Source organism: Mesorhizobium sp. 10J20-29 (assembly GCF_054130485.1).
The window spans coordinates 902,301-924,738 of the sequence record NZ_CP199156.1 but is presented as its reverse complement, the minus strand read 5'-3'; the positions used below and the strand labels follow the sequence as shown (position 1 = coordinate 924,738).

Sequence of the window (22,438 nt, the reverse complement as noted above, 5' to 3'; positions counted from 1 at the left end):
GATGTGGGTTCGAGACGTATGCCGGACAATCCCTACCATACCCCTGCCCCGTGAAAAGGGGCAGCCTGATGGCTAGTACTTCATGGCGCGGCACAGAAGAGCCAGCAGTGCCTCTTCCGTCGGCTCCGCCGCCCATGATGTCGCATGGCGCCCGGCATTGCCGAGAACGCCTGCGATGCGCCTCGACATGCAGAAAAACCTAGTGCGTTCAAAGCGTTCTGCAAGGGCGGGGTCTGAGGTCAGATCGGCCAATGCCGCCGCAGCGACGGAGGAATAGACCAGCGCCGCATCGACCGGTTGCTGGCCGAGCAGGGCTGTGACCGTGCTGACAGGATGCCGCAGGGGAAGGGTATCGTAGGCGTCGAGGGCGGTGACGGCGATGCCGGCGGCGGCAAGCGATTCCTCGAGGTCGGACCGGCGCAGGCGCCCGGCCAGGTAGAGCAGGGAGCCTGAAATTCCGGCTTGTGCAATGGTGGCTGCGAGCGCGCCTGCGTCGCCCGGTCCGGCAATGACGCGGCCGAAGCCAGCGGATCGCGCCGCTTCGGCGGTCGCGTCGCCGACGCAGAAGCAGGGGTGATCCGCAAGCGCTGTGACGACGTCGCGGGAAAGATGACGAAAGGCGTTGGCGCTGGTGACGGCGACTGCGGCGACATCGGCCGGGATGCCAGACGCCTCGACCGGCAGCGCCTCGATGCGCGACAGCGGCAGGAGGAGCGGCACGAAGCCGCAGGCCTCAAGGCGCCGGGCCGTGGCCGAGGCGCCGGTCTCGGGCCTGGTTACGAGGATGCGGGGAGGCTCAGTGCCAGGCATCGAAGAATTGCGGCCCCGCCTTGGTGCGTATTTCGGCGGCCGCTGACCGACCGATGGCGACCGCGTCCTCGACGGAGCCTGCCGCGGCAGCCTCGTAGCACTCGCGGCCGTCCGGCGACAGGACCGAGCCCTTGAAGGAAATGCCAGCGCCTTCGATGGCGGCATGGCCGGCCAGCGGCATGCGGCAGGAACCGTCGAGCGCGGCGAGGAAGGCACGCTCGCAGGCCAGCGCCTGTCCGGTCGGCTCGTGGTCGATCGCGGCGACCATGTCGCGGGCACGCCCGTCGCCGATGCGGCTTTCGATGCAGATCGCACCTTGGCCGGGCGCCGGGGGGAACATGTCGAGCGCCATCACGTCGGTGGCGATCTCCGGTTGGCCGAGGCGCTTCAGCCCGGCGAGCGCCAGGATGGTGCCGTCGGCGACGCCTTCCTCGAGCTTGCGCAGGCGGGTCTGCACGTTGCCGCGAAACATCACCACCTTGAGATCGGGCCGCATGCGCAGGATGAGCGCCTGGCGGCGGAGCGACGAGGATCCGACGGTGGCACCCTGGGGGAGGGCCCGGATCGACGCCGCGGCCTTGCCGATGAAGGCGTCGCGGGGGTCCTCGCGCTCCAGGAATGCGGACAGTTCGAGCCCGTCGGGGAGCAGCGTGGGCATGTCCTTGGACGAGTGGACGGCGATGTCGATGCGGCCGTCGAACAGCGCTTCCTCTATCTCCTTGGTGAAGAGGCCCTTGCCGCCGGCTTCCGACAGCGGACGGTCCTGGATGCGGTCGCCGCTGGTCGTGATCACCTCGATGGCGAAGGCCGCTTCCGGCAGGCCGTGCGCGGCCATGAGACGGGCGCGCGTCTCGCTCGCCTGCGCCAGGGCAAGCGGGCTGCCGCGCGTTCCAATCTTCAACACGGTTGTTTGCATGGCTCGGTCCGTGATAACCCCCGGTCGAACGGGGCTTTGCCCGCAACCTCCTAACGCATGATCCCGAAAAGTGGAAACCGGTTTTCGGGAAGATCATGCCGGACCCTGCAGGAAAAACGGGCCGGATATCATGGAACCGCGCGACGACATGATCCGCGTTCTCGGCATCGAGACGAGCTGCGACGAGACCGCTGCAAGCGTCGTTGCGTGGCGCGCCGGCGCGGCGCCGACCATCCTGTCGAATAGTGTGCTCAGCCAGATCGAGGAACATGCCGCCTTCGGCGGGGTGGTGCCGGAGATCGCGGCGCGGGCGCATGTCGAATCCCTCGACGGCATCGTCGAGGCGGCACTTGCCGACGCGGGCTTGGAACTTTCGGAGGTCGATGCGGTGGCGGTGACTGCAGGTCCCGGCCTCGTCGGCGGGCTGATCGTCGGACTGATGACGGCAAAGGCCATCGCGGCGGCGGCGGACAAGCCACTGATGGCGATCAACCATCTCGAGGGCCACGCGCTGACGGCGCGGCTGACCGACGGGCTCGACTTTCCCTACCTGTTGCTGCTGGTCTCGGGTGGCCATACGCAGATCGTGCTTGTGCGCGGCGTCGGCGACTACCAGCGCTGGGCGACGACGATCGACGATGCGCTGGGCGAAGCTTTCGACAAGACGGCCAAGATGCTGGGGCTTGCCTATCCCGGCGGACCCAACGTCGAAAAAGAAGCCAGGAAGGGCGATGCCACGCGCTTTGCCTTTCCGCGGCCGATGAAGGGCTCGGCGCAGCCCGATTTCTCGTTTTCGGGCCTGAAGACGGCGGTGCGGCAGACGGCGACTGCGATCGCACCCCTGTCGGGGCAGGATGTCGCCGATATCTGCGCCTCGTTCCAGGCGGCGGTGTCCGACGCGCTGGCCGACAGGGTGGCACGCAGCCTTGCGCGGTTCCGCGAGGAATTTCCGGACGTTGCGTTGCCCGCGCTCGTGGTCGCCGGCGGCGTGGCGGCGAACCGCAAGGTGCGGGCAGCGCTCGAGGCGCAGTGCGCCGAAAGCGGCTTCCGCTTCATCGCGCCTCCGCACGAACTCTGTACCGACAATGCCGCGATGATCGCCTGGGCCGGCATCGAACGCATGCGGGCCGGGCTGACACAGGAAGACGCCGCCGGATTCGTTCCGCGCTCGCGCTGGCCACTCGACGAGGTATCGCAGCCGGTGATCGGTTTCGGCCGGCGGGGAGCCAAGGCATGAGCGGGGCCTTCGCGGTCGCGGTGCTCGGCGGCGGCGCCTGGGGAACGGCGCTCGCGATGCAGATGGTGCGGGCCGGCCACGCCGTGCGGCTTTGGGCGCGCGACGCGGACGCGGTCGCGGCGATCGGAGAGGGCGCCAATCCGCGCTATTTGCCGGGTATCAGCGTCGACAAAGGCATCGAGGCCACGATGGACCTGGCGACGGCGCTCGAAGGCGCCGATTGCGTGCTTGCGGTGACGCCGGCACAGGTGGCGCGCACGACGCTCGAGGCCATGGTGGGGAAGATCGCGCCCGGCGTGCCGGTGGTTCTGTGCGCCAAGGGCATCGAGCATGACAGCGGACTGCTGCTGTCGGAGATCGCCGAGACGCTGCTGCCGGGCAACCCTGTCGGAGCATTGTCCGGCCCGAGCTTTGCCGCCGACGTTGCCAAGGGCCTGCCGACCGCTGTGGTGATAGGGGCACGCGACACAGCGCTCGCCGCAGGACTGGCGCAGCGCTTCTCGACGGAGCGGTTCCGTTGCTATTCGACCGGCGATCTCGTCGGTGTCGAGATAGGCGGGGCGCTGAAGAACGTCTTCGCGCTTGCCGCAGGCGCGGTGGTGGGGGCCGGGCTCGGCGCCAGCGCACAGGCCGCGATGGTAACGCGCGGCTTCGTCGAGCTCAGGCGCATGGGCCAGGCTTTCGGGGCTGAGCCGGAAACGCTGATGGGCCTGTCCGGCCTCGGCGACCTTCTGCTCACCTGCTCCTCAACACAGTCGCGCAATTTTGCCTATGGTCTCGCCATGGGCCGAGGCGAGAACCTTGCGGGTCTGCCGCTTGCCGAGGGCGTGGCGACGGCGGCGATAGCTGCCCGCATTGCCCGCGAGCGCGGCATCGATGCGCCGATCATTTCGGCCGTTGCCGCCATCCTGGCTGGCGAAATGAACATCAGCGACGCCGTTTCCGCGCTGATGTCACGTCCGCTCAAGAGCGAATCCGACTAGTCCAGAAACCCGAGGAGAGATTTCAATGCTGTTTGCCTTTGTCTGCAATGACAAGCCCGGTAGCCTGCAGGTGCGCATGGACACCCGTCCCGAGCACGTGGCGTTCCTGACGAAGCTGAACGAGGCCGGGACACTGAAGTTCGCCGGGCCCTTCCTCGATGCCGAAGGCAAGCCGAACGGCAGTCTGGTCGTCGTCGAGGCCGAGGACGCCGCGGCGGCCGCCGCGATCAGTGCTGCGGACCCTTACGCCAAGGCAGGGTTGTTCGCCAGCGTCGACGTCAGGCCGTGGACCTGGACCTTCAACAACCCGGCTAACGCGTGACGGCACCGCAGGAGCGAGCAGGATGAATTACTGGCTGTTCAAGTCCGAGCCTTCGGTGTTTTCCTTCGACGAGCTGATGAAGAAGGGCAAGGCCGGAACGCAGTGGGACGGCGTGCGCAACTACCAGGCGCGCAACAACATGCGCGCCATGCAGGTCGGCGACCTGGGCTTCTACTATCATTCCAACGAGGGGCTCAACGTCGTCGGCATCGCCGAAGTCTGCGCGCTTGCGCACCATGACACGACGACCGAGGACGAGCGCTGGGAATGCGTCGACATCCGCGCCGTGAAGGACGTGCCCAACCCGCCGACGCTTGACGAGATCAAGGCCAATCCGAAGCTCGCCAAGATGGTGCTGGTGGTGAACTCCCGACTCTCGGTGCAGCCGGTGACGCCGGACGAGTGGAAGGAAGTCTGCCGCATGGGCGGGCTCGACCCGGCACCCTGAGCAACAGCCGCTTCACGGCCGACAGCGCGCGGCGCTTCATCCTCGACAACACGGCGGTGATGACGCCGCCGCATGTACCGGAGATCCGCCTGCATCTCGCCGACGAGGCGCATGATCTGTGGCATCGGACCGAAGAGGAGCTCGCCGAGATCGGCCTGCCGCCTCCGTTCTGGGCCTTTGCCTGGGCGGGCGGGCAGGGGCTGGCGCGTTACGTGCTCGACAATCCGGATCTCGTTGCCGGTCGCAGCGTGATCGATTTCGCGACCGGCTCCGGCCTGGTGGCGATCGCCGCGGTAAGGGCCGGAGCGAAGAACGTCGTCGCGACCGATGTCGATCCATTCTGCGCCGAGGCGGTGCGAATCAATGCGGAAGAGAACGGCGTCCACGTCGACTTCACGGGTCGGGACCTGATCGGCGAGAGTTGCGACAGCGACGTCATGCTGGCGGGCGACGTGTTCTACGACCGAGCGTTCGCCGAGCGGTTGGTGCCATGGTTCTCGGCGCTTTGCGAGCGAGGCACGGAAATCGTCGTTGGTGATCCCGGCCGCTCCTATCTGCCGAAACACAGGCTGACGGAGCTCGCCGTGTACCAGGTGCCGGTGTCGCGGGTGCTCGAAGATGCCGAGGTCAAGCGCACGACGGTTTGGCGCTTCGGCTGAGCGAAGCCGTCCGGCAGCTAGCGGGTCACTGTCAGCACGGTGCGGTCGGACAGGTATGGCAGCAATCGCGCCATGACCTTCTCGGTGACCGCGATACAGCCCTCGGTCGGCGTGAAACCCGGCCGCGCGAGGTGAAAGAAGATGGCGCTGCCGCGGCCGCGCTTGCGGGTCGATATGTTCCAGTCGAGCACGAGGCAGAAGTCGTAGAGCCGGTCTGCGCGACGCATGGTTTCATGGCTTGCGCCATAGGGTATGCGGACAGGCCGGTTGTAGTTGCGGTCATCCGGCACCTCGCACCAGCCAAGTGCGGCGTCGATCGGCTTCATCGCCAGCCGGGTCTTTCCGGCCGCGACGTGATCGCGGCGGAAATAGCCGGAGATCAGGCGCATGCGCCCGAGCGGCGTGGCGCCGTCGCCCTCGCGCTTGTTGGCGCTGATGCCGCCGCGGCCAAGCGCGCATGGAAACACGGCATTGCCCGCGACCAGCAGACCCTGCGTGGGATGTCCGGCGCGCGCGCGTACCGTCAGATGCGCAAGCCGATGCCTGTTTTTTGGGCCATTAGCGTTACGAGAACGTTTTTTCTTGTATGATCCCGCCATAAAATAAACCACTGTGATCGGCCCTCAACCGGCCATGAAATCCGGCTTCGCCGGCCAGGACCAGTTACCGACCAACAAATTGATTTCAGGATAATGGACTGAAACATGACTTCACGCACTATCCTGATCGTCGACGACGACGATGACCTGCGCACGACACTGGTCGAGCAGCTGGCGCTCTACGAGGAGTTCGACGTGCTGCAGGAGCCGACGGCGGCGAAGGGCGTGGCCACGGCGCGCGCCGGGCTGATCGACCTCCTCATCATGGATGTCGGACTGCCCGACATGGATGGGCGCGAAGCCGTAAAGCTGCTGCGCAAGGGCGGATACAAGGCGCCGATCATCATGCTGACCGGGCACGACACGGATTCCGACACGATCCTCGGCCTGGAAGCCGGCGCCAACGACTATGTGACCAAGCCTTTCCGTTTCGCCGTGCTGCTGGCCCGTATCCGGGCGCAGCTGCGCCAGCACGAGCAGAGCGAGGACGCCACTTTCTCTGTCGGGCCCTACACGTTCAAGCCGAGCCAGAAGCTGCTGATCGACCAGCGCGGCGGCAAGGTGCGGCTGACCGAGAAGGAGGCGTCGATCATCAAGTACCTCTATCGCGCCGACCAGAAGGTGGTAACGCGCGACGTCTTGCTCGAAGAAGTATGGGGATACAATTCGGGCGTCACGACGCACACGCTGGAAACGCACGTCTACCGGTTGCGCCAGAAGATCGAGCGCGATCCTTCCAATGCGGAAATTCTTGTGACAGAAAGCGGCGGCTACAAGCTGGTTCCCTGAGATTTTGCGGAGAGGTGGGCTGTATCGCAGGAGGAGCGCCAGACTGACGGTTCGGGGACACAATGGCGCTGGATGACCACATCCGCATCCTGTCCGGCGTAAGGCTCTTCGAGGGTCTGACGCAGGATCAGTTGCGGCTGCTTGCGTTCGGCGCCGAGCGCATGCAACTGCCAGCCGACCGGAAACTTTTCCGCGAGGACGACGACGCCGATTCGGCCTATGTCGTCCTGTCGGGGAAGATCATTCTCTATCGCGAGCATGACGACGAGCGCGTGGTGGTGGGTACCGCAGGCCCCGGCTCGATGCTGGGCGAAATGGCGCTGATAGCCGATGCACGCCGGCTGACCAGTGCGGCTGCCGCCGGCGAGGCGGAAGTGCTGAGACTCAGCCGCAGCATGTTCCGGCGCATCCTCGAGGAATACCCTGAAACGGCGCGCGACCTGCACGCCCGCATCGTCGAGGATCTGCAGGCCATGATCCGCCGTATCGAAGAGCTCGGGCCGCGCTTCGAGTCCTGATCAGTCGAAATCGAAAGTGGCGATCACCGGGACGTGGTCCGAAGGCCGGTCCCAGCCGCGCGCCTCACGCAGGATCTTGATGCCGGACAGGCTGTCGACCAGGTTCGAAGACGACCAGACATGGTCGAGGCGGCGCCCGCGGTCGGCCACTTCCCAGTCGCGGGCACGGTAGCTCCACCACGTGTAGATCTTCTGGTCGAGCGGCACGTTGTGACGTAGCAGGTCGACCCAGTTGCCGGCGACACGCATTGCCTCGAAGCTCTCGGTCTCGACAGGCGTGTGGCTGACCACCTTGAGAAGCTGCTTGTGCGACCAGACATCGTGCTCGAGCGGCGCGATGTTCAGGTCGCCGACCAGAACGCAGGCCGATTCGTCGTCGCATTCGGCGCGGATGGCGTTCATCTCGGCGACGAAATCGAGCTTGTGGCGGAATTTCGGGTTGATCTCGGGGTCAGGCTCGTCGCCGCCTGCCGGGACATAGAAATTGTGCAGCAGGATGGACTTGCCGCCGGCCGAGACACGCACCGAGAGGTGCCGGGAATCGGGGTTCTCGCAGAACCTGCGGCGCTCGACGATTTCGAGCGGCCGGCGCGAAACGGTGGCGACGCCGTGGTAGCCCTTCTGGCCATGGATCGCGATATGCTCGTAGCCGAGCTTGGCGAACATCTTCGACGGGAAGAGGTCGTCCGGGCATTTCGTCTCCTGGAGACAGAGCACATCGGGAGCGTGCTCCTCCAGAAGCCGCGCCACGATCGGCATGCGCAGGCGCACGGAGTTGATGTTCCAGGTCGCGATCGAAAATGCCATGGGAAACCGTCGGGCCGGGGAATCGAGGCCGGAAATTGACAGCCGTGGGCCGGGGAAACAAGCAGAAGGGCCTGCCGCGATGCGGCAGGCCCTTTCTATCAACAGCTAAACACTCTTCCTGAGCGATGGCAGCGGCTAGCCGCCGCGCTGACGGCGGCTCGGCGAATTCAGCTCGAGATTGCGCTCGTAGTCCACCTTGAACGTCTTCGGGTCGATCGACACGCCCTGCTTGACGTTGAAGATCATGATGGTGGTGTCCTTGCCCTGATTGTCGGTGATGGTCCACTGGCGCAGTTCGTAGGACTTGGGGTCGAACATCATGGTGATGGTCGAATTGCCGAAGACGGACCTGTCGGAGAGCTGGATCGTCGTCAGGTCCTCGTCCTCCTTGACGCTCTTCACCTTGGAGCCGGACAGGTCGATCCGGGTGTCCAGGAGCAGCTTCAGCGGCGTCTTGGAGAGCGGATAGAGGTCCATGGTGTTGAGCTTTGAATTGTCGATTGCGACGGACTTGCCGTCGGAAATCACCTCGTAGGCCGAGGGCGCCTCGTAGTTGAAGCGCACCTTGCCCGGACGCTGCAGGAAGAACTTGCCGCCGGTCTGCTCGCCGCGCGGGCCGAACTGGACGAATTCGCCGGTCATCGATTTGACGCTGGAGAAATGGTCGGCGATCTTCTGGGCAGTGTCGGAGGCGGCCTGGGCGGGTGACATGCCTGCAAGGGCCAGAGTTGCGACTGCCAGGCAGCCCGAGGCCAATCCGAGGAGGCCGCGTCTCGAGAAACGGGTGTCGATTGCCGGGGCGGGCATATGGTTGTTCATTCCGGGTCGCTTTCGTGGTGTCGTGTATTTGATACGTCGATAGGCATGCAGTGGGGCGCAATTTTGACGGCGCTCCCAGCCGGGACAACTCAACCCCACATTTGCCGCCGGGTTCCGGGCTGGGCGGCAGTACGCGCTGACGCTACATCTTGTCTTCTTCGGTCGGCACCAGGATCTCGCGCTTGCCGGCGTGGTTGGCCGGGCCGACGATGCCTTCCTGCTCCATCTTCTCGATGATCGAGGCGGCGCGGTTGTAGCCGATGCCGAGGCGACGCTGAATATAGCTGGTCGAGGCCTTGCCGTCACGCAGAACCACGGAAACGGCCTGATCGTAAGGATCGTCGGAATCTTCGAAATTGCCGCCGCCGCCCGAGCCACTGCCCTTGCCGGAGGATTCGTCCTCGTCCTCGCCATCGTCCTCGGTGATGGCGTCGAGATATTCCGGCACGCCCTGCAGCTTGAGATGGGCGACCACCTTCTCGACCTCGTCGTCGGAGACGAAGGGACCGTGCACGCGCTGGATGCGGCCGCCGCCGGCCATGTAGAGCATGTCGCCCATGCCAAGCAGCTGTTCGGCGCCCTGCTCGCCAAGAATGGTGCGGCTGTCGATCTTGGAGGTGACCTGGAAGGACATGCGGGTCGGGAAATTGGCCTTGATGGTGCCGGTGATGACGTCGACCGAGGGGCGCTGGGTCGCCATGATGACGTGGATGCCGGCAGCACGCGCCATCTGCGCCAGGCGTTGCACGGCGCCCTCGATGTCCTTGCCGGCGACCATCATCAGGTCGGCCATCTCATCGATGATGACGACGATGAAGGGCATCGTCTCGAGGTCGAGGTTCTCGGTCTCGTAGATGGCCTCGCCGGTCTGACGGTCGAAGCCGGTCTGGACAGTCCGCGAGATGCGTTCGCCCTTCTTTTCGGCAGCCGCGACGCGGGCGTTGAAGCCCTCGATGTTGCGCACGCCGACCTTCGACATCTTGCGGTAGCGGTCCTCCATCTCGCGCACGGTCCATTTCAGCGCGACGACGGCCTTCTTCGGATCGGTGACGACGGGGGTGAGCAGATGCGGGATGCCGTCATAGACGGAAAGCTCGAGCATCTTGGGGTCGATCATGATCAGGCGGCATTCCTGCGGCGTCATGCGGTAGAGCAGCGACAGGATCATGGTGTTGATGGCGACCGACTTGCCCGAGCCGGTGGTGCCGGCGACGAGAACATGCGGCATCTTGGCGATGTCGACGATCACCGCCTCGCCGTTGATCGACTTGCCGAGCGCCAATGCCAGCTTTGCCTTTGTGGTCTCGAAGTCGCGGCTGGCGAGGATTTCGCGGAGATAGACCGTCTCGCGCTTGGCGTTGGGCAGTTCGATGCCGATGGCGTTGCGGCCGGGCACGACCGCGACACGTGCGGCAATCGCGCTCATCGAGCGGGCGATGTCGTCGGCAAGGCCGATGACGCGCGACGACTTGATGCCGGGCGCCGGTTCTAGTTCGTAGAGCGTGACGACGGGACCGGGGCGGACATGGATGATCTCGCCCTTGACGCCGAAATCCTCCAGCACGCCCTCGAGCAGGCGGGCGTTCTGTTCGAGCGCATCCTTCGACAGGGTCGTGTCGCGCACGACGTTCTTTGGTTCGCTGAGGAAATGCAGGGTCGGCATCTCGAAGTCCGACGCCTTGATGAGCGAGGTCTGGGCCTCGCGCTGGACGCGAGCGCCGGGCACAGGGCGCGGCGCCGGGCCATCGACACGGGCGGCGCCGGCGGGCGTGCGGTAGGGCTGCACGCGCACTTCGGCGGGCGCGTCGTCCTGCAGGAAATCGCCATCGTCGTCGAAGCTGTCGTGCTCGACCGGCATGATCATGCCGTCGTCATCGGCGTCGCGGAATTCGGGTTCGATGCGGCCGCCTGCCATGCGCGCCTCGGCACGCTCGGCCGATTCGACGCGCTCGGCAGCACGCCGCCAGCCACCGGCCCTGTCGACGCCGTCGAAACCGGAGTTGTCGGGGCCACGGAACTTCGCAGCGGTGCGCCGCGCGAAGGCACGCGCCGAGAGCCACCAATGGGCAATTGCGCCGAGGGCCAGGATGCCTTCGCTGTCGTCCTCGTCTTCATCGTCGAAGGCTTCTTCCTCGACCTCCTGACGGGGGGCGGCGGCGCGCTTGAGGGTGATGGGGTGCTGCCTGGCCGTGAGGCCGGAACCATAGGCAAAGAGATAGGCTGCCGGAACCAGCAGGATCACGCCGAGCGCGGTGGCGAGGAGGCCTGTCGGGTATTCGCCGGTGAAGGCAGCGGGGATCTTCAGGACCATGTCGCCGAAAACACCGCCGAGCCCGGTCGGCAGGGGCCAGGTTTCAGGCGGCGTCATGCAACCGGCGATCGCCGAGGCGATGAGCGCAGCGCCAAACCAGGCGGCGGCGCGCTTCGGCAGGTTGTCGACGCTACGCGCGGTAGCCAACAGCAGGCCCCAGATGACGGCGGGAACCAGTGCGGCGACGCAGGCAAGGCCGAAGAACTGCATGGCGATGTCGGAAAAGACGGCGCCGGCATAGCCCATGGCGTTGGTCACCGGGCTATCGGTGGCATGGCTGAAACTTGGGTCGACCACGCTCCAGGTGCCGAGGCTGGCAAGCGCGAAGGCCACCCCGCCAAGAAGCGCGATGCCGGCGGCGCGGCCTGCCTGGCGACGCAAGAAGGCCTGGATGCCAAGGCCGGTGTCGGCCAGCGTGAGCGGTGCGGAAACCCCAGAACGCATGTCGTTCCCCGTAAGTACGTGCAGAATCGCGGACCTAGCGGCCTTGCGACAGTCGGTTCCAGACTATCGGGGGGAAGGTTAAGGCGGCATTAAGTATAAGCCGCCTGACCGGCCGGCGGAGCCGGGAGCGTGCCGGGAAAGCGAGGCGCGTTGGCGTCGTGTCAGGACGCCGCCCGGTTGGCATCCTCGCATTTGCTGACGGGGCAGGACTGCGTGTCCGCGGTGGCGACGCTCGATCGCGCCATGCGCTGGCCGCTCGGACAGAACTCGGAGCTGCTGACATAGCGGTTGTAGAGCGGCAGGCCGTTGGAAGACGCCTTCCTGTAAAGGATGGCCGCGCCATCGCGTTCGATGGCTTCGTGCACGTCGGCGCAGGTCATGTCCTGGACGAGATAGCGGACAATTGCCGCAGCCTCGAAAGGAAACAGCGAAACGACTGCCAGAATCACGGCTCTCTTCATGCTCCACCCCTTCTATGGTTCTTCATTCTCGACCAGAACTTAAACCGAAGCCCGGCTTGAAGCGAAGGCAATTCTACGCGAGCATGCCCGCCAGCCGAAATCGGAGACTTCACATGACACGGTGGGGACTTGCCGCCGTCGCGACGCTGCAACTGGTCGCGGGCGATGCATTTGCAGCGACGCGCTACGACATCACGAACATGGCGTGCCCGGAAGTCCAGGCGCTGGTGGAGCGCGAGGGCGCGGTGATCCTGTCCTACCGCTCTTCGAGCATTCTCGGCCTGCCGATCTACGACCTCTACGTCAAGAACCGGCAGTACTGCGACAGCAGCCAGGTGATCCGGCGCGCCGGCGTGCCGACAACCGACAAGAAGTACTGCCCGGTCAAGAAGTGCGTCGAAAGCCAGATCTTCGTCGCGCGCTAGAGCCGCTTCCTTCCACCCGACGACACCAAGCCTGCCCGACGGCGACGCTTTGCCAGCAGGCAGCAGGCCGCAGGCGCGCAAAAAAAACCCGGCCGGAGCCGGGTCAAGTGCGGACAGATCCTGCCCGACGGGAGGAAGCCGGGGCGGCAGGGCCGCCCCGGGACTGATCAGGAGTGATACGCCACTTCGCCATGCGAGGTGAGGTCGAGGCCTTCGCGCTCGGCTTCCTCGGTGGGACGCAGGCCGACGATAAGGTCGACGACCTTGTAGAGGATCGCCGAGATGACGCCGCACCAGACGATGGTGATGACGATAGCAACGAACTGGATCCAGACCTGGCCGCCGATGCTGAAGTCTTCGCCGCCGGTGCCGCCAAGACCCGGCGCCGTCAGGACGCCGGTACCGAGAGCGCCGAGGATGCCGCCGATGCCATGGATGCCGAAGACGTCGAGCGAGTCGTCATAGCCGAACTTGCCCTTCACGGTGGCCACGAAGAAGTAGCAGACCGGGCTGACGACGATGCCGAGCACGATGGCACCGACCGGGCCGATGGTGCCGCAAGCCGGGGTGATAGCGACCAGGCCGGCAACCATGCCGGACGCTGCGCCGAGCATGGAGGCCTTGCCGCGGATCATCGATTCAACGGCCGACCAGGAGAGTACGGCAGCCGCGGTGCAGACGAAGGTGTTGATCATGGCAAGCGTAGCGCCGGCCGTGGCTTCGAGGTTGGAACCGACGTTGAAGCCGAACCAGCCGACCCACAGCATCGAGGCACCGACCATGGTCAGCGTCATGGAGTGCGGCGCCATGTTGTCCTTGCCGTAGCCGAGACGCTTGCCGACGAAGAAGCAGCCGACCAGTGCTGCAACACCGGCATTGATGTGAACGACCGTGCCGCCGGCGAAGTCGATGGCGCCGAGGTTGAAGATGTAGCCAGCGCCGTCCCAGACCATATGTGCGACCGGAAAATAGACGAAGGTTCCCCAGAGGACCGAAAACAGCACCACGGCGCGGAACTTGATGCGTTCGGCGAAGGCGCCGACGATCAGCGCCGGGGTGATGGCGGCGAAGGTCATCTGGAAGGTGATGAACAGGTATTCAGGCAGGACCACGCCGTCGGTGAAGGTCGCCGAGGTGGTGTCCGTCGTGACGCCGGCCAGGAAGACCTTGCCGAGACCGCCCCAGAACGGGCTGGTGCCGCCGCCAAAGGCCATCGAGTAGCCCCAGAGGATCCAGACGATCATCATCACGGAGGCGATGACGGTGCACTGCATGAGGACCGAAAGCATGTTCTTGGCGCGCACGAGGCCGCCATAGAAGAGGGCCAGGCCCGGGATGGTCATGAAAAGCACGAGGGCGCAGGACGTCATCATCCAGGCGACGTCGCCCTTGTCGATGATCGGCGCGGCCGCTTCGACGACTTCGGGCGCGGTCTCCTGCGCGAATGCGGCAAGCGTGCCGAAGGCGCCAAGGGCGAGGGTGCCCATAAGCGCGGTGCGGGCCGCTGATTTGAAACTGGTTGGAATGGTCATTGAAATCTCCATGGAATGGGAATGAGCCCGCTTAGAGCGCGTCTGTGTCTGTTTCGCCGGTGCGGATGCGCACGGCGTGGTCGAGCGGGAAGACAAAGACCTTGCCGTCGCCGATCTGTCCGGTCTTCGCAGCGCCGACTATGGCCTCGACGGCCTTGTCGACAATGTCGGGCGCTACAGCGACCTCGATCTTGATCTTCGGCAGGAAGCTGACCGCATATTCTGCTCCACGGTAGATTTCCGTATGCCCCTTCTGACGCCCGTAGCCTTTGACTTCGGTGACGGTCAGGCCCTGGATGCCGACGGTGGTGAGCGCTTCTCGCACCTCGTCGAGCTTGAACGGCTTGATGATTGCCATCACGATTTTCATAAGGTTGCACCCTTTGCTGATTGCGGGTCCCCCGCGTTACATGTGCCTGGCCGGGCGCCCCTCGACGACCGGCAAGTGCACAGTGCAATTCAAGCCGCGTGCCAACTCGGCGAAGCCAGTGTTAACCTATTGTAAATCAATGGAATCAGAGAGAAGGACGGGTTCTGCCTTCGCAGGTGCAGCAATGCATTTGCTCAAAAATTAGGCAAAAATCTTGAAATGCCTATCTCGAAGGCGGCCGGCGGAGGCGGATCAGGCCTTCCTGCGCGACGGACGCGACCAGCGTGCCGTCTTCGGCATAGAGCGTGCCGCGCGTGAAGCCACGCGACCCCCGTGTCGAGGGGCTGTCCTGGGTGTAGAGCAACCAGCCGTCGAGCGGGTGGGGCCGATGGAACCACATGGCGTGGTCAAGGCTCGCGGCCTGAATGTCCGGATCGAAGATGGCGCGGCCATGCGCGAAGGTCGAGGTGTCGAGCAGGGTCATGTCGGACAGGTAGGCGAGCACCGCAGACTGTATCGCGCGGTCGGCCGGGACGGGTCCGGTGGTGCGGATCCAGATGTTCTGGCGCGGCTCGAGCTTCTCGCGGCTGGTGTAGTGCTGCAGCATGGCCGGCTTCATCTCGATCGGTCGCTCGCGCTCCCAGTAGCGCCTGATGCCTTCCGGCACGGCCTGGCCGAACTTGCCCATCAACTCCTGCTGGCTGAGCAGCGTGTCGGGAGTCGGCACGTCGAGCGGCATCGGCACCTGGTGCTCGAGGCCCTGCTCGTCGCCCTGGAACGAGGCTTCCAGCGAGAAGATCGCCTCGCCGTGCTGGATCGCGACGACGCGGCGCGTGGTGAAGGAGCCGCCGTCGCGGATGCGGTCTACCTCGTAGACGATGGGCAGCTTGGTATCGCCCGGCCGCATGAAATAGCCATGCAGCGAGTGAACGTGGCGGTCGGGTTCGACGGTGCGCTGCGCAGCGACCAGGGCCTGGGCGATGGTCTGGCCGCCGAACACGCGCTGCCAGTTCTCCTTGGGGCTGCGACCACGGAACAGGTTGTGTTCAAGCCTCTCGAGGTCGAGAATGGCGAGGAGTTCCTGCATCGCGGCCGACATAGTTTCGCGCCCTTTCCGGAACAGCGTGGAGCAACCGGTTTCCAACAGGATCGACCGGGCAAGTCAAGGCGGAGCAGAGTGGCATGGCAGCAAGGGCAAAGGCTTCGAAAACCGAGGACGGGCCACTTGACGTACTGGTCGCTGGCGCGGGGTATGTCGGACTTGCGACTGCGGTGTCGCTGAAGCAGGCACGGCCGAGCCTCTCGGTCGCCATCGTCGACGCCGCGCCGCCCGGCGCCTGGGAGCGGGACGGGCGCGCATCGGCGATCGCCGCAGCCGCCTGCCGCATGCTCGACAGGCTCGGCTGCTGGGCGGAAATCGCCCCCGAGGCCGAGGCGATCACCGAGATGATCGTCACCGATTCGAAAACCTCGGACCCTGTCCGCCCGGTGTTCCTGACCTTCGATGGCGAGGTGGCGCCCGGTGAGCCTTTCGCCCACATGGTGGCCAACAGGGTGCTGAACGGGGCGTTGAGGCGGCGCGCTTCCGAACTCGGCATCGACATCGTGGAGGGGGTCGCTGTCGCCTCCTTCGAGACGGGGCCGGCAACGACCAAGGTGCACCTTGCCGACGGCGTCTCGCTCGAGGCAAGGCTGCTCGCCGCAGCCGACGGCGTGCGCTCCAAGCTGCGCGACATGGCCGGCATCAAAACGGTGTCATGGGAATACGGACAGTCGGGCATTGTCTGCACCGTGGCGCATGAGCGGCCGCACAACGGGCGCGCGGAAGAACACTTCCTGCCGGCCGGGCCCTTCGCCATCCTGCCGCTCAGCGGCAACCGTTCCTCCATCGTATGGACCGAGCGCACGGCGGATGCCGAACGGCTCGTCTCTGGCGATCCATTCGTTTTCGAGGTCGAGCTGGAGCAACGCTTCGGCCTGAAGCTCGGCGAGATCAAGGTCGAGGGAACGCCGCGCGCATGGCCGCTTGGGCTGACTCTCGCGCGCGCATTTGTGGCGCCGCGGCTCGCGCTCGTCGGCGACGCCGCGCACGGCATTCATCCCATCGCGGGCCAAGGCCTCAATCTCGGCTTCAAGGATGCCGCCGCGCTTGCCGAGACCATTGTCGAGGCCGACAGGCTCGGGCAGGACATCGGCGCGCTCGACGTTCTGGAGCGCTACCAGCAGTGGCGGCGCTTCGACACGGTGCAGATGGGGGTCACCACCGACGTGCTGAACCGGCTGTTTTCCAACGATTTCGGACCGCTCAGAGCGGTCCGCGACATCGGGCTCGGGCTGGTGGAGCGCATGCCGCGCATGAAGGAATATTTCATACGCCAGGCATCCGGACTGACCGGCGACACGCCGCGCCTGCTGAAGGGCGAGGCGATCTAGGCGGAGGCTGCCCGGGTCGCGGCGGCTGCGCTTCAGAAGCCGGGTGCGTCATAGACCGCCCGGACCTCGATGGTGCCGAGTTCTGCAAGCGGGATTGCGGCGGCCATGTCGAGGGCTTCGTCGAGGCCGGCGGCTTCGACCATGACGAAGCCCAACAGCTGCTCCTTGGTTTCGGCGAAAGGTCCGTCCGTCACCAGCGCCTTGCCATTGCGCCGTCGCACGATCTTCGATTTTTTCACCGACTGGAGCGCCTGGGCGACGACCAGCTTGCCGACCTCGGCAAGGCTACGGTCATAGGCCAGGGAGCGGGCGTCGAGTTCCGCCATTTCCGCCGGGCTCAGGGCAGCGAGATCAGTCTCCCGGCCATAGACGAGAAGGACGTATTTCATTGGGATGGGTCCTCCATGAAAGTCAGGTTGGTGGCCGGTTGCACTTGAGAGGCCGAGGCAGCGAATTCGAGTGCGATGACGATCGCAGCGATCAGGCTGAGGGCCGCAGCCATGCGGAGCAGTCCGATGGCGATGGACGCCCGACTGGGCGGGCGAACATCCGGCGGCTGAACCGATCCTAGCTGTGGTGGCGGCAGGCCATGCATTCTGGTGTGTCCTTGCGGGCGGCGATTGCCCCAAGGACGACCCGTCTGCGCGCAGGCCGACATTTCAGCGTTCGATTTTGCAAATTGCAATCGACGGGCCGTGCCCTATGTGCCAACAGGCGCGCCATCGTCATGGCAAGCACATGAGTCGGCGTTATAGTGCGCCTTGCCGCCGGTAGTCGGGCCGGCCGTCATCACAACCCAGGAGAAGATCATGGATCGCCACGCCACCGCCGTCTGGAAGGGCACGCTAAAGGGAGGGGCCGGAACGCTCGACACTCAGAGCGGCGCCCTGTCAGCCCTGCCCTATTCGTTCAAGGCACGTTTCGAGGACGAGAGCGGCAAGTCCGGTACCAATCCGGAAGAACTGCTGGGCGCTGCCCATGCTGGCTGCTTTGCCATGCAGCTGTCGCATTTCCTGGAGGAGAACGGTACGCCGGCGGAGAAGCTGGACGCCAAGGCGGTCGTGACACTGGTGCCGGGAACCGGCATCACCGGCAGTGCCATCACGCTGGTCGGCACCGTGCCCGGCCTTGATGCCGCCAAGTTCAAGGAACTGGCCGACAAGGCCAAGTCGAGCTGCCCGGTTTCCCAGGCACTCGGTGCCATCAAGATCTCGCTCGACGCAACGCTCGCCTGAGCAGCCCGCGCCGACATGAAACGGGCGCCGGTGGCGCCCGTTTTGCGTTCCAGGACGGACGGTTGAAGCGTCAGGAACCCTCGATGCCCTGATGCGCCGCCTTGCCCCACAGCTTGTCGATTGCCTTGTCGCGCCCGCAGGACGAGCGGTAGAAGCGGTAGCGGATCGGATTCTTCTTGTAATAGTCCTGATGGTATTCCTCGGCCGGCCAGAAGGCAGGCGCAGGCGCGATTTCGGTTGCCACGGGCTTGCCGAGCAGCTTGGCAATCTCGACCTTTGACGCTTCCGCGGCCTTGATCTCGTCCTTGCCGGAGGCATAGACCGCCGTGGTGTAGGGATGGCCGCGATCGCAGAACTGTCCGCCGCCGTCGGTCGGATCGACCGAGTGCCAAAAGACGTCCAGCAGCTTGTCGAAGCTCACCTTGGCGTCGTCATAGTCGATCTTGACCACTTCGCGGTGGCCCGCCGCCCCGTGGTTCTTGTAAGTCGGGTTCTCGCTGGTGCCGCCGGCATAGCCCGACACGGTCGAGATGACGCCCGGGACGTGGTCAAAGTCCTTCTCGACGCACCAGAAGCAGCCGCCTGCGAAGATGACGGATTTTTCGGCAGCACCGGCGGTTCCGGCAACAGCGCAGGACATGCCGAACAGGGCGGCGGCAAGAATGGATCTAAGCATGGCGTCGCATCTCCAGGAACAGGGTCTGCCGTCACCTATCGCAAGGCGGCCGGGTTTCAATTCAAGTCGCTACAAACCTGCGTGATCGGCGCCCGGGAACCGGGATTTGCAGCAGGCGTTACCGTCATATGGAAGAACTCGCGGCCGAATTCGGGCATCCGACTTACACCCCCTTTTCCGTGGTAGCGGCGAGACTGCTGCTGGCGACCCTGTTCGGGGCGGCGATCGGTTTCGAGCGCGAATGGCGCAAGCGCCCCGCCGGCCTGCGCACCCACATACTGGTATGCGTGGCGGCGGCGACATTTGCGATACTGACCATCGAGATCGTGCATGCGCCGATGTTCGAGAGCGCGGGCTCAAATCTCGATCCGCTGCGCGTCGTCGAGGCAGTGACCGCCGGCGTCGCCTTCCTGGCGGCCGGCGTTGTCATCTTCACCCGCGGCGAAGTGCACGGCCTGACCACCGGGGCAGGCATGTGGATCGCCGGTGCGATTGGGCTCTCCTGCGGGCTCGGGCTCTGGCAGATCGCAGTGTTTGCCACGCTGATAAGCCTTTTCGTGCTCGGCACGCTGCACACTCTGGAGCACAGGCTGGACCTTCGCGGCGAGGAGAAGCCTGCCGGCTCCGAGCGCGATGGCCAGGCCCGAGGCGAAGCGAGCGGGGAGCGAGGCTAGCCGGGTAGCCGATCCGATTGCCGATCCGGCAAAAGATTGGTATTAGCCGCGCATGGATGATGTTTTCGGCAATCGCGGCTTCAGGTCGTTCGTGCTGCAGGACCACAAGCGCCTGCCCGGACGGTTCTTCGCGCGCATTTCCGGCGCGCTGACCTGCCGCCCGGGTCACTAGCCGGCGGCTGACGGCTTCAAGCCGAACCTGACAATTTCATACCAATCGACGGATCAACGCACATGAGCGCACCGCGCACCCTTTACGACAAGATTTTCGACGAGCACGTGGTCGACCGCCAGGACGACGGCACGTGCCTGCTCTACATCGACCGCCACCTCGTGCACGAGGTGACGAGCCCGCAGGCCTTCGAAGGGCTGCGCATGACCGGCCGCAAGGTGCGGCACCCGGAGCGGACGCTCGCCGTGGTCGACCACAATGTCTCGACCTCGCCTGACCGCAAGTTCGGCATCAAGAACGAGGAAAGCCGCATCCAGGTCGAGGCGCTGGCCGACAATGCGGCTGAATTCGGCGTCGAATACTATTCCGAGAAGGACATCCGACAGGGCATCGTCCACATCATCGGGCCCGAGCAGGGATTCACGCTGCCCGGCATGACAATCGTTTGCGGCGATAGCCATACCTCCACGCATGGCGCCTTCGGTGCGCTCGCGCACGGCATCGGCACGTCGGAGGTCGAGCATGTGCTGGCGACGCAGACGCTGATCCAGCGCAAGGCCAAGAACATGCTGGTGCGCGTCGACGGCACGCTGCCGGAAGGCGTGACGGCCAAGGACATCATCCTTGCCATCATCGGCGAGATCGGCACGGCGGGCGGCACCGGCTACGTCATCGAATACGCAGGCGAGGCAATCCGCGCGCTGTCGATGGAAGGCCGCATGACGGTCTGCAACATGTCGATCGAGGGCGGCGCGCGCGCCGGCCTGATCGCGCCCGACGAGACGACCTTCGCCTACGTCAAGGACAAGCCGCGCGCGCCCAAGGGTGCCGCATGGGACATGGCGCTCGACTACTGGAAGACACTGACCACCGACGAGGGCGCGCATTTCGACAAGGTCGTGGTGCTCGACGCCGCCAACCTGCCGCCCATCGTCTCCTGGGGCTCGTCGCCCGAGGACGTGGTTTCCGTGCAGGGAGTCGTGCCGGACCCGGCAAAGATCGACGACGAGAACCGGCGGGTCTCCAAGCAGCGGGCGCTCGACTATATGGGCCTGACCGCGGGCACCAAGATTACCGACATCGAACTCGACCGCGTGTTCATCGGCTCGTGCACCAATGGCCGCATCGAAGATCTGCGCGCCGTCGCCAAGGTTGTCGAGGGCAAGACCGTGAACCCGAAGGTCGACGCAATGATCGTGCCAGGCTCGGGCCTGGTCAAGCAACAGGCGGAAGCCGAGGGGCTCGACAAGATCTTCATCGCAGCGGGCTTCGACTGGCGCGAGCCTGGCTGCTCCATGTGCCTGGCCATGAACGAGGACCGGCTGAAGCCGCATGAACGCTGTGCCTCCACCTCGAACCGGAACTTCGAGGGGCGGCAGGGCTTCAAGGGCCGCACGCACCTGGTCTCGCCGGCAATGGCCGCTGCTGCCGCGATCGCCGGTCACTTCGTCGACATCCGGGACTGGAAATAGGTCCTTCGCCCGGCCGGCGGCAAGCCGGCCGGTCCCACGTCATTCTCCCGTCCGGTTTAACCGGATGTTTGTTCCTCGTGGCTAGGATTGCCCCCATCGTGGCGAGGGGACGGCGGAATTTTTGAATAACAGCCTATTCATTACCCTGCTGAATCCGTCGATCGCGCTGGTTCTCGCGGCGGCCTTCTTTCTGTTGTGGCGCTACCAGCGGCATCGACCCTATCTCGCAATGCTGGGACTGGCCTATACCGGCACCGCGATAGGCTTCCTGTTGCAGGGCTTCATTCTGCCCATCGGATACGGACCCACCAAGCTCCTGTCGATCGTGCTGTTCACGTTGTCGGCGATCCTGCTGGCCGGCGCCGTGGTGGCGCGCTACACGGGCCGCGTGCCGATCATCCCGCTAGCGACCTTCGGAGCCGCCGGGGTGGCGGCCTTTTCCTATTTCATGTTCGTCCTGCCCGATCTGTCTTGGCGGATACTTTCGTTGAATTTCGCGCTCGGGGCGATCAGCCTTGTCGTGGCGTCGGAACTTCGCGTCATTCCGGACAAGGGGCCGGTTGAGCGCATCCTTTTTGCGCTCTCCCTGCTGTCGGGGCTGAATTTCCTGGCGCGCCCACTGGCACTCATGGCGCTCAGCGGGGGCTATGCCGACGATAGCGCCCTCTATTCGTCGCCATACTGGACCACGAGCGTCTATTCACACGGGCTTTTGTCGCTGATGCTTGCCCTGACGCTGTTCACGGCCGAAGCCCTCGACAGGGTAAGAGATCTCAAGTCGGATTCGGTGACCGATGCCCTTTCGGGGCTGCTCAACAGGCGCGGATTCGAGGCCAAGGCCGCGCAGCTGCTCGAGCGCTGCGCCAAGGGGAACCTGCCCGTCGCGCTGGTGGTCGCCGACCTCGACCAGTTCAAGGCGCTGAACGACCGGCATGGCCATGCCGCCGGCGACAAGGTGATCATCGAGTTCGCTTCGCGGCTGAGAATGGCAGCAGGGGTGCGGGGCGTGGCCGGCAGGCTGGGCGGCGAGGAGTTCGCCGTCGTGCTGCCGCTTGCCGATCCGGCGGCCGCGCGGCTGCTGGCGGAAGCCGTCAGAGCAGTGTTCTCGGCCGAAGCCGTCAACGGGCTGCCGCCCGACGTGCGCGTGACGGCTAGCTTCGGGGTTGCGGCACGTTGCGGAGAGGAAGGCCTCGCTGAACTGATGTGCCGGGCAGACGAGGCACTCTACCATGCCAAGAAGAGCGGCCGCGACAGCGTCCGCGTCTCCTACGAGCGCGGCCCGATGGCCGTGCCGACGCCCGCCGGGGCCGCCTGACCGCCAGGCTA

25 protein-coding genes are annotated in these 22,438 nt (G+C 65.3%); 13 read left to right on the top strand and 12 right to left on the bottom strand.

Annotated features, from left to right (window positions below):
* Positions 1-72: 72 nt before the first annotated feature.
* Both ACT2BZ_RS04555 and hemC read right to left on the bottom strand, forming a co-directional pair.
* Positions 73-810: a uroporphyrinogen-III synthase gene (locus tag ACT2BZ_RS04555; RefSeq protein WP_457939623.1), complete on the bottom strand. Its 738-nt coding sequence runs from the start codon at positions 808-810 to the stop codon at positions 73-75.
* On the bottom strand, positions 797-1,726 hold the full coding sequence (gene hemC / locus ACT2BZ_RS04550) for a hydroxymethylbilane synthase (protein ID WP_457939621.1): 930 nt from the start codon (positions 1,724-1,726) through the stop codon (positions 797-799). Before hemC ends, ACT2BZ_RS04555 begins: the two co-directional genes overlap by 14 nt.
* A 148-nt stretch (positions 1,727-1,874) precedes the next feature.
* Here hemC and tsaD point away from each other — a divergent pair, with 148 nt between their 5' ends.
* From tsaD to ACT2BZ_RS04525, 5 genes are read left to right on the top strand one after another with little or no spacing between them, the layout of a single operon-like run.
* Positions 1,875-2,963: a tRNA (adenosine(37)-N6)-threonylcarbamoyltransferase complex transferase subunit TsaD gene (gene tsaD / locus ACT2BZ_RS04545; protein WP_457941222.1), complete on the top strand. Its 1,089-nt coding sequence runs from the start codon at positions 1,875-1,877 to the stop codon at positions 2,961-2,963.
* Positions 2,960-3,946, top strand: coding sequence for an NAD(P)H-dependent glycerol-3-phosphate dehydrogenase (locus ACT2BZ_RS04540; RefSeq protein ID WP_457939620.1), 987 nt, complete (start codon positions 2,960-2,962; stop codon positions 3,944-3,946). The genes tsaD and ACT2BZ_RS04540 overlap by 4 nt, the downstream gene beginning before the upstream one ends.
* 25 nt (positions 3,947-3,971) lie before the next feature.
* Entirely contained in the window at positions 3,972-4,268 is a 297-nt protein-coding gene (locus ACT2BZ_RS04535) for a YciI-like protein (RefSeq protein ID WP_457939618.1), read from the top strand.
* 22 nt (positions 4,269-4,290) lie between these two features.
* On the top strand, positions 4,291-4,716 hold the full coding sequence (locus ACT2BZ_RS04530; RefSeq protein WP_457939616.1) for an EVE domain-containing protein: 426 nt from the start codon (positions 4,291-4,293) through the stop codon (positions 4,714-4,716).
* The gene (locus tag ACT2BZ_RS04525) at positions 4,671-5,375 is read left to right on the top strand and encodes a class I SAM-dependent methyltransferase (RefSeq protein WP_457939614.1); all 705 of its coding nucleotides are present in this window, start codon (positions 4,671-4,673) and stop codon (positions 5,373-5,375) included. Before ACT2BZ_RS04530 ends, ACT2BZ_RS04525 begins: the two co-directional genes overlap by 46 nt.
* Before the next feature lie 17 nt (positions 5,376-5,392).
* On the opposite strand, the gene ACT2BZ_RS04520 is transcribed toward ACT2BZ_RS04525, so the two are convergent.
* Positions 5,393-5,974, bottom strand: a complete 582-nt coding sequence (locus ACT2BZ_RS04520) for a L,D-transpeptidase family protein (protein WP_457939612.1) — start codon at positions 5,972-5,974, stop codon at positions 5,393-5,395.
* A 105-nt stretch (positions 5,975-6,079) separates the two neighbouring features.
* On the opposite strand from ACT2BZ_RS04520, the gene ACT2BZ_RS04515 reads away from it, so the two are divergent.
* Together ACT2BZ_RS04515 and ACT2BZ_RS04510 are read left to right on the top strand one after the other, a co-directional pair.
* Positions 6,080-6,763: a response regulator transcription factor gene (locus tag ACT2BZ_RS04515; RefSeq protein ID WP_457939610.1), complete on the top strand. Its 684-nt coding sequence runs from the start codon at positions 6,080-6,082 to the stop codon at positions 6,761-6,763.
* Between the two features lie 62 nt (positions 6,764-6,825).
* Positions 6,826-7,281, top strand: a complete 456-nt coding sequence (locus ACT2BZ_RS04510) for a cyclic nucleotide-binding domain-containing protein (protein ID WP_457939608.1) — start codon at positions 6,826-6,828, stop codon at positions 7,279-7,281.
* Here the strand turns inward: ACT2BZ_RS04510 and ACT2BZ_RS04505 are convergent, their stop codons facing one another.
* The 4 genes from ACT2BZ_RS04505 to ACT2BZ_RS04490 all read right to left on the bottom strand — a co-directional run bounded on the left by ACT2BZ_RS04505 (position 7,282) and on the right by ACT2BZ_RS04490 (position 12,123).
* Positions 7,282-8,088, bottom strand: coding sequence for an exodeoxyribonuclease III (locus ACT2BZ_RS04505; RefSeq protein ID WP_457939606.1), 807 nt, complete (start codon positions 8,086-8,088; stop codon positions 7,282-7,284).
* Between the two features lie 135 nt (positions 8,089-8,223).
* Positions 8,224-8,907 (bottom strand): LolA family protein, encoded by a 684-nt coding sequence (locus tag ACT2BZ_RS04500; protein WP_457939604.1) that lies wholly within the window; start codon positions 8,905-8,907, stop codon positions 8,224-8,226.
* Positions 8,908-9,049: 142 nt separating this feature from the next.
* Positions 9,050-11,662, bottom strand: coding sequence for a DNA translocase FtsK (locus ACT2BZ_RS04495; RefSeq protein WP_457939603.1), 2,613 nt, complete (start codon positions 11,660-11,662; stop codon positions 9,050-9,052).
* 161 nt (positions 11,663-11,823) lie between these two features.
* Positions 11,824-12,123: a hypothetical protein gene (locus tag ACT2BZ_RS04490; protein ID WP_457939601.1), complete on the bottom strand. Its 300-nt coding sequence runs from the start codon at positions 12,121-12,123 to the stop codon at positions 11,824-11,826.
* Between the two features lie 113 nt (positions 12,124-12,236).
* On the opposite strand from ACT2BZ_RS04490, the gene ACT2BZ_RS04485 reads away from it, so the two are divergent.
* Complete coding sequence (locus ACT2BZ_RS04485; protein WP_457939599.1) at positions 12,237-12,548, top strand: hypothetical protein; 312 nt, start codon at positions 12,237-12,239, stop codon at positions 12,546-12,548.
* A 167-nt stretch (positions 12,549-12,715) separates the two neighbouring features.
* Here ACT2BZ_RS04485 and ACT2BZ_RS04480 read toward each other — a convergent pair whose 3' ends face one another.
* From ACT2BZ_RS04480 to ACT2BZ_RS04470, 3 genes are all read right to left on the bottom strand, one after another.
* Complete coding sequence (locus tag ACT2BZ_RS04480; protein WP_457941221.1) at positions 12,716-14,035, bottom strand: ammonium transporter; 1,320 nt, start codon at positions 14,033-14,035, stop codon at positions 12,716-12,718.
* 76 nt (positions 14,036-14,111) lie between these two features.
* Positions 14,112-14,450, bottom strand: coding sequence for a P-II family nitrogen regulator (locus tag ACT2BZ_RS04475; RefSeq protein ID WP_457939597.1), 339 nt, complete (start codon positions 14,448-14,450; stop codon positions 14,112-14,114).
* A 223-nt stretch (positions 14,451-14,673) separates the two neighbouring features.
* Positions 14,674-15,549, bottom strand: a complete 876-nt coding sequence (locus tag ACT2BZ_RS04470) for an acyl-CoA thioesterase (protein ID WP_457939595.1) — start codon at positions 15,547-15,549, stop codon at positions 14,674-14,676.
* 83 nt (positions 15,550-15,632) lie between these two features.
* Between ACT2BZ_RS04470 and ACT2BZ_RS04465 the strand changes: the two genes are divergently transcribed.
* A complete protein-coding gene (locus tag ACT2BZ_RS04465) occupies positions 15,633-16,883 on the top strand; it encodes a ubiquinone biosynthesis hydroxylase (RefSeq protein WP_457939593.1) in 1,251 nt (416 codons plus the stop codon).
* A gap of 32 nt (positions 16,884-16,915) precedes the next feature.
* On the opposite strand, the gene ACT2BZ_RS04460 is transcribed toward ACT2BZ_RS04465, so the two are convergent.
* On the bottom strand, positions 16,916-17,272 hold the full coding sequence (locus tag ACT2BZ_RS04460; protein WP_457939592.1) for a YciI family protein: 357 nt from the start codon (positions 17,270-17,272) through the stop codon (positions 16,916-16,918).
* Positions 17,273-17,692: 420 nt separating this feature from the next.
* Here ACT2BZ_RS04460 and ACT2BZ_RS04455 point away from each other — a divergent pair, with 420 nt between their 5' ends.
* Positions 17,693-18,118 (top strand): OsmC family protein, encoded by a 426-nt coding sequence (locus tag ACT2BZ_RS04455; RefSeq protein WP_457939590.1) that lies wholly within the window; start codon positions 17,693-17,695, stop codon positions 18,116-18,118.
* 70 nt (positions 18,119-18,188) lie between these two features.
* On the opposite strand, the gene msrA is transcribed toward ACT2BZ_RS04455, so the two are convergent.
* Positions 18,189-18,794, bottom strand: a complete 606-nt coding sequence (msrA, locus tag ACT2BZ_RS04450) for a peptide-methionine (S)-S-oxide reductase MsrA (RefSeq protein WP_457939588.1) — start codon at positions 18,792-18,794, stop codon at positions 18,189-18,191.
* Positions 18,795-18,922: 128 nt separating this feature from the next.
* Between msrA and ACT2BZ_RS04445 the strand changes: the two genes are divergently transcribed.
* The 3 genes from ACT2BZ_RS04445 (at position 18,923) to ACT2BZ_RS04435 (ending at position 22,427) form a co-directional block, all read left to right on the top strand.
* Positions 18,923-19,468, top strand: a complete 546-nt coding sequence (locus ACT2BZ_RS04445; RefSeq protein WP_457939587.1) for an MgtC/SapB family protein — start codon at positions 18,923-18,925, stop codon at positions 19,466-19,468.
* Between the two features lie 234 nt (positions 19,469-19,702).
* Positions 19,703-21,112 (top strand): 3-isopropylmalate dehydratase large subunit, encoded by a 1,410-nt coding sequence (gene leuC / locus ACT2BZ_RS04440; RefSeq protein WP_457939585.1) that lies wholly within the window; start codon positions 19,703-19,705, stop codon positions 21,110-21,112.
* A gap of 121 nt (positions 21,113-21,233) precedes the next feature.
* Positions 21,234-22,427: a diguanylate cyclase gene (locus ACT2BZ_RS04435; protein WP_457939584.1), complete on the top strand. Its 1,194-nt coding sequence runs from the start codon at positions 21,234-21,236 to the stop codon at positions 22,425-22,427.
* Positions 22,428-22,438 lie beyond the last annotated feature (11 nt).

Excerpts from the sequence above, each read along its gene's own strand:
- ACT2BZ_RS04555 (WP_457939623.1), bottom strand. The coding sequence starts at position 810 with ATGCCTGGCACTGAGCCTCCCCGCATCCTCGTAACCAGGCCCGAGACC.
- hemC (WP_457939621.1), bottom strand. The coding sequence starts at position 1,726 with ATGCAAACAACCGTGTTGAAGATTGGAACGCGCGGCAGCCCGCTTGCC.
- tsaD (WP_457941222.1), top strand. The coding sequence starts at position 1,875 with ATGATCCGCGTTCTCGGCATCGAGACGAGCTGCGACGAGACCGCTGCA.
- ACT2BZ_RS04540 (WP_457939620.1), top strand. The coding sequence starts at position 2,960 with ATGAGCGGGGCCTTCGCGGTCGCGGTGCTCGGCGGCGGCGCCTGGGGA.
- ACT2BZ_RS04535 (WP_457939618.1), top strand. The coding sequence starts at position 3,972 with ATGCTGTTTGCCTTTGTCTGCAATGACAAGCCCGGTAGCCTGCAGGTG.
- ACT2BZ_RS04530 (WP_457939616.1), top strand. The coding sequence starts at position 4,291 with ATGAATTACTGGCTGTTCAAGTCCGAGCCTTCGGTGTTTTCCTTCGAC.
- ACT2BZ_RS04520 (WP_457939612.1), bottom strand. The coding sequence starts at position 5,974 with ATGGCGGGATCATACAAGAAAAAACGTTCTCGTAACGCTAATGGCCCA.
- ACT2BZ_RS04515 (WP_457939610.1), top strand. The coding sequence starts at position 6,080 with ATGACTTCACGCACTATCCTGATCGTCGACGACGACGATGACCTGCGC.
- ACT2BZ_RS04510 (WP_457939608.1), top strand. The coding sequence starts at position 6,826 with ATGGCGCTGGATGACCACATCCGCATCCTGTCCGGCGTAAGGCTCTTC.
- ACT2BZ_RS04505 (WP_457939606.1), bottom strand. The coding sequence starts at position 8,088 with ATGGCATTTTCGATCGCGACCTGGAACATCAACTCCGTGCGCCTGCGC.
- ACT2BZ_RS04500 (WP_457939604.1), bottom strand. The coding sequence starts at position 8,907 with ATGAACAACCATATGCCCGCCCCGGCAATCGACACCCGTTTCTCGAGA.
- ACT2BZ_RS04495 (WP_457939603.1), bottom strand. The coding sequence starts at position 11,662 with ATGCGTTCTGGGGTTTCCGCACCGCTCACGCTGGCCGACACCGGCCTT.
- ACT2BZ_RS04490 (WP_457939601.1), bottom strand. The coding sequence starts at position 12,123 with ATGAAGAGAGCCGTGATTCTGGCAGTCGTTTCGCTGTTTCCTTTCGAG.
- ACT2BZ_RS04485 (WP_457939599.1), top strand. The coding sequence starts at position 12,237 with ATGACACGGTGGGGACTTGCCGCCGTCGCGACGCTGCAACTGGTCGCG.
- ACT2BZ_RS04480 (WP_457941221.1), bottom strand. The coding sequence starts at position 14,035 with ATGGGCACCCTCGCCCTTGGCGCCTTCGGCACGCTTGCCGCATTCGCG.
- ACT2BZ_RS04475 (WP_457939597.1), bottom strand. The coding sequence starts at position 14,450 with ATGAAAATCGTGATGGCAATCATCAAGCCGTTCAAGCTCGACGAGGTG.
- ACT2BZ_RS04470 (WP_457939595.1), bottom strand. The coding sequence starts at position 15,549 with ATGTCGGCCGCGATGCAGGAACTCCTCGCCATTCTCGACCTCGAGAGG.
- ACT2BZ_RS04465 (WP_457939593.1), top strand. The coding sequence starts at position 15,633 with ATGGCAGCAAGGGCAAAGGCTTCGAAAACCGAGGACGGGCCACTTGAC.
- ACT2BZ_RS04460 (WP_457939592.1), bottom strand. The coding sequence starts at position 17,272 with ATGAAATACGTCCTTCTCGTCTATGGCCGGGAGACTGATCTCGCTGCC.
- ACT2BZ_RS04455 (WP_457939590.1), top strand. The coding sequence starts at position 17,693 with ATGGATCGCCACGCCACCGCCGTCTGGAAGGGCACGCTAAAGGGAGGG.
- msrA (WP_457939588.1), bottom strand. The coding sequence starts at position 18,794 with ATGCTTAGATCCATTCTTGCCGCCGCCCTGTTCGGCATGTCCTGCGCT.
- ACT2BZ_RS04445 (WP_457939587.1), top strand. The coding sequence starts at position 18,923 with ATGGAAGAACTCGCGGCCGAATTCGGGCATCCGACTTACACCCCCTTT.
- leuC (WP_457939585.1), top strand. The coding sequence starts at position 19,703 with ATGAGCGCACCGCGCACCCTTTACGACAAGATTTTCGACGAGCACGTG.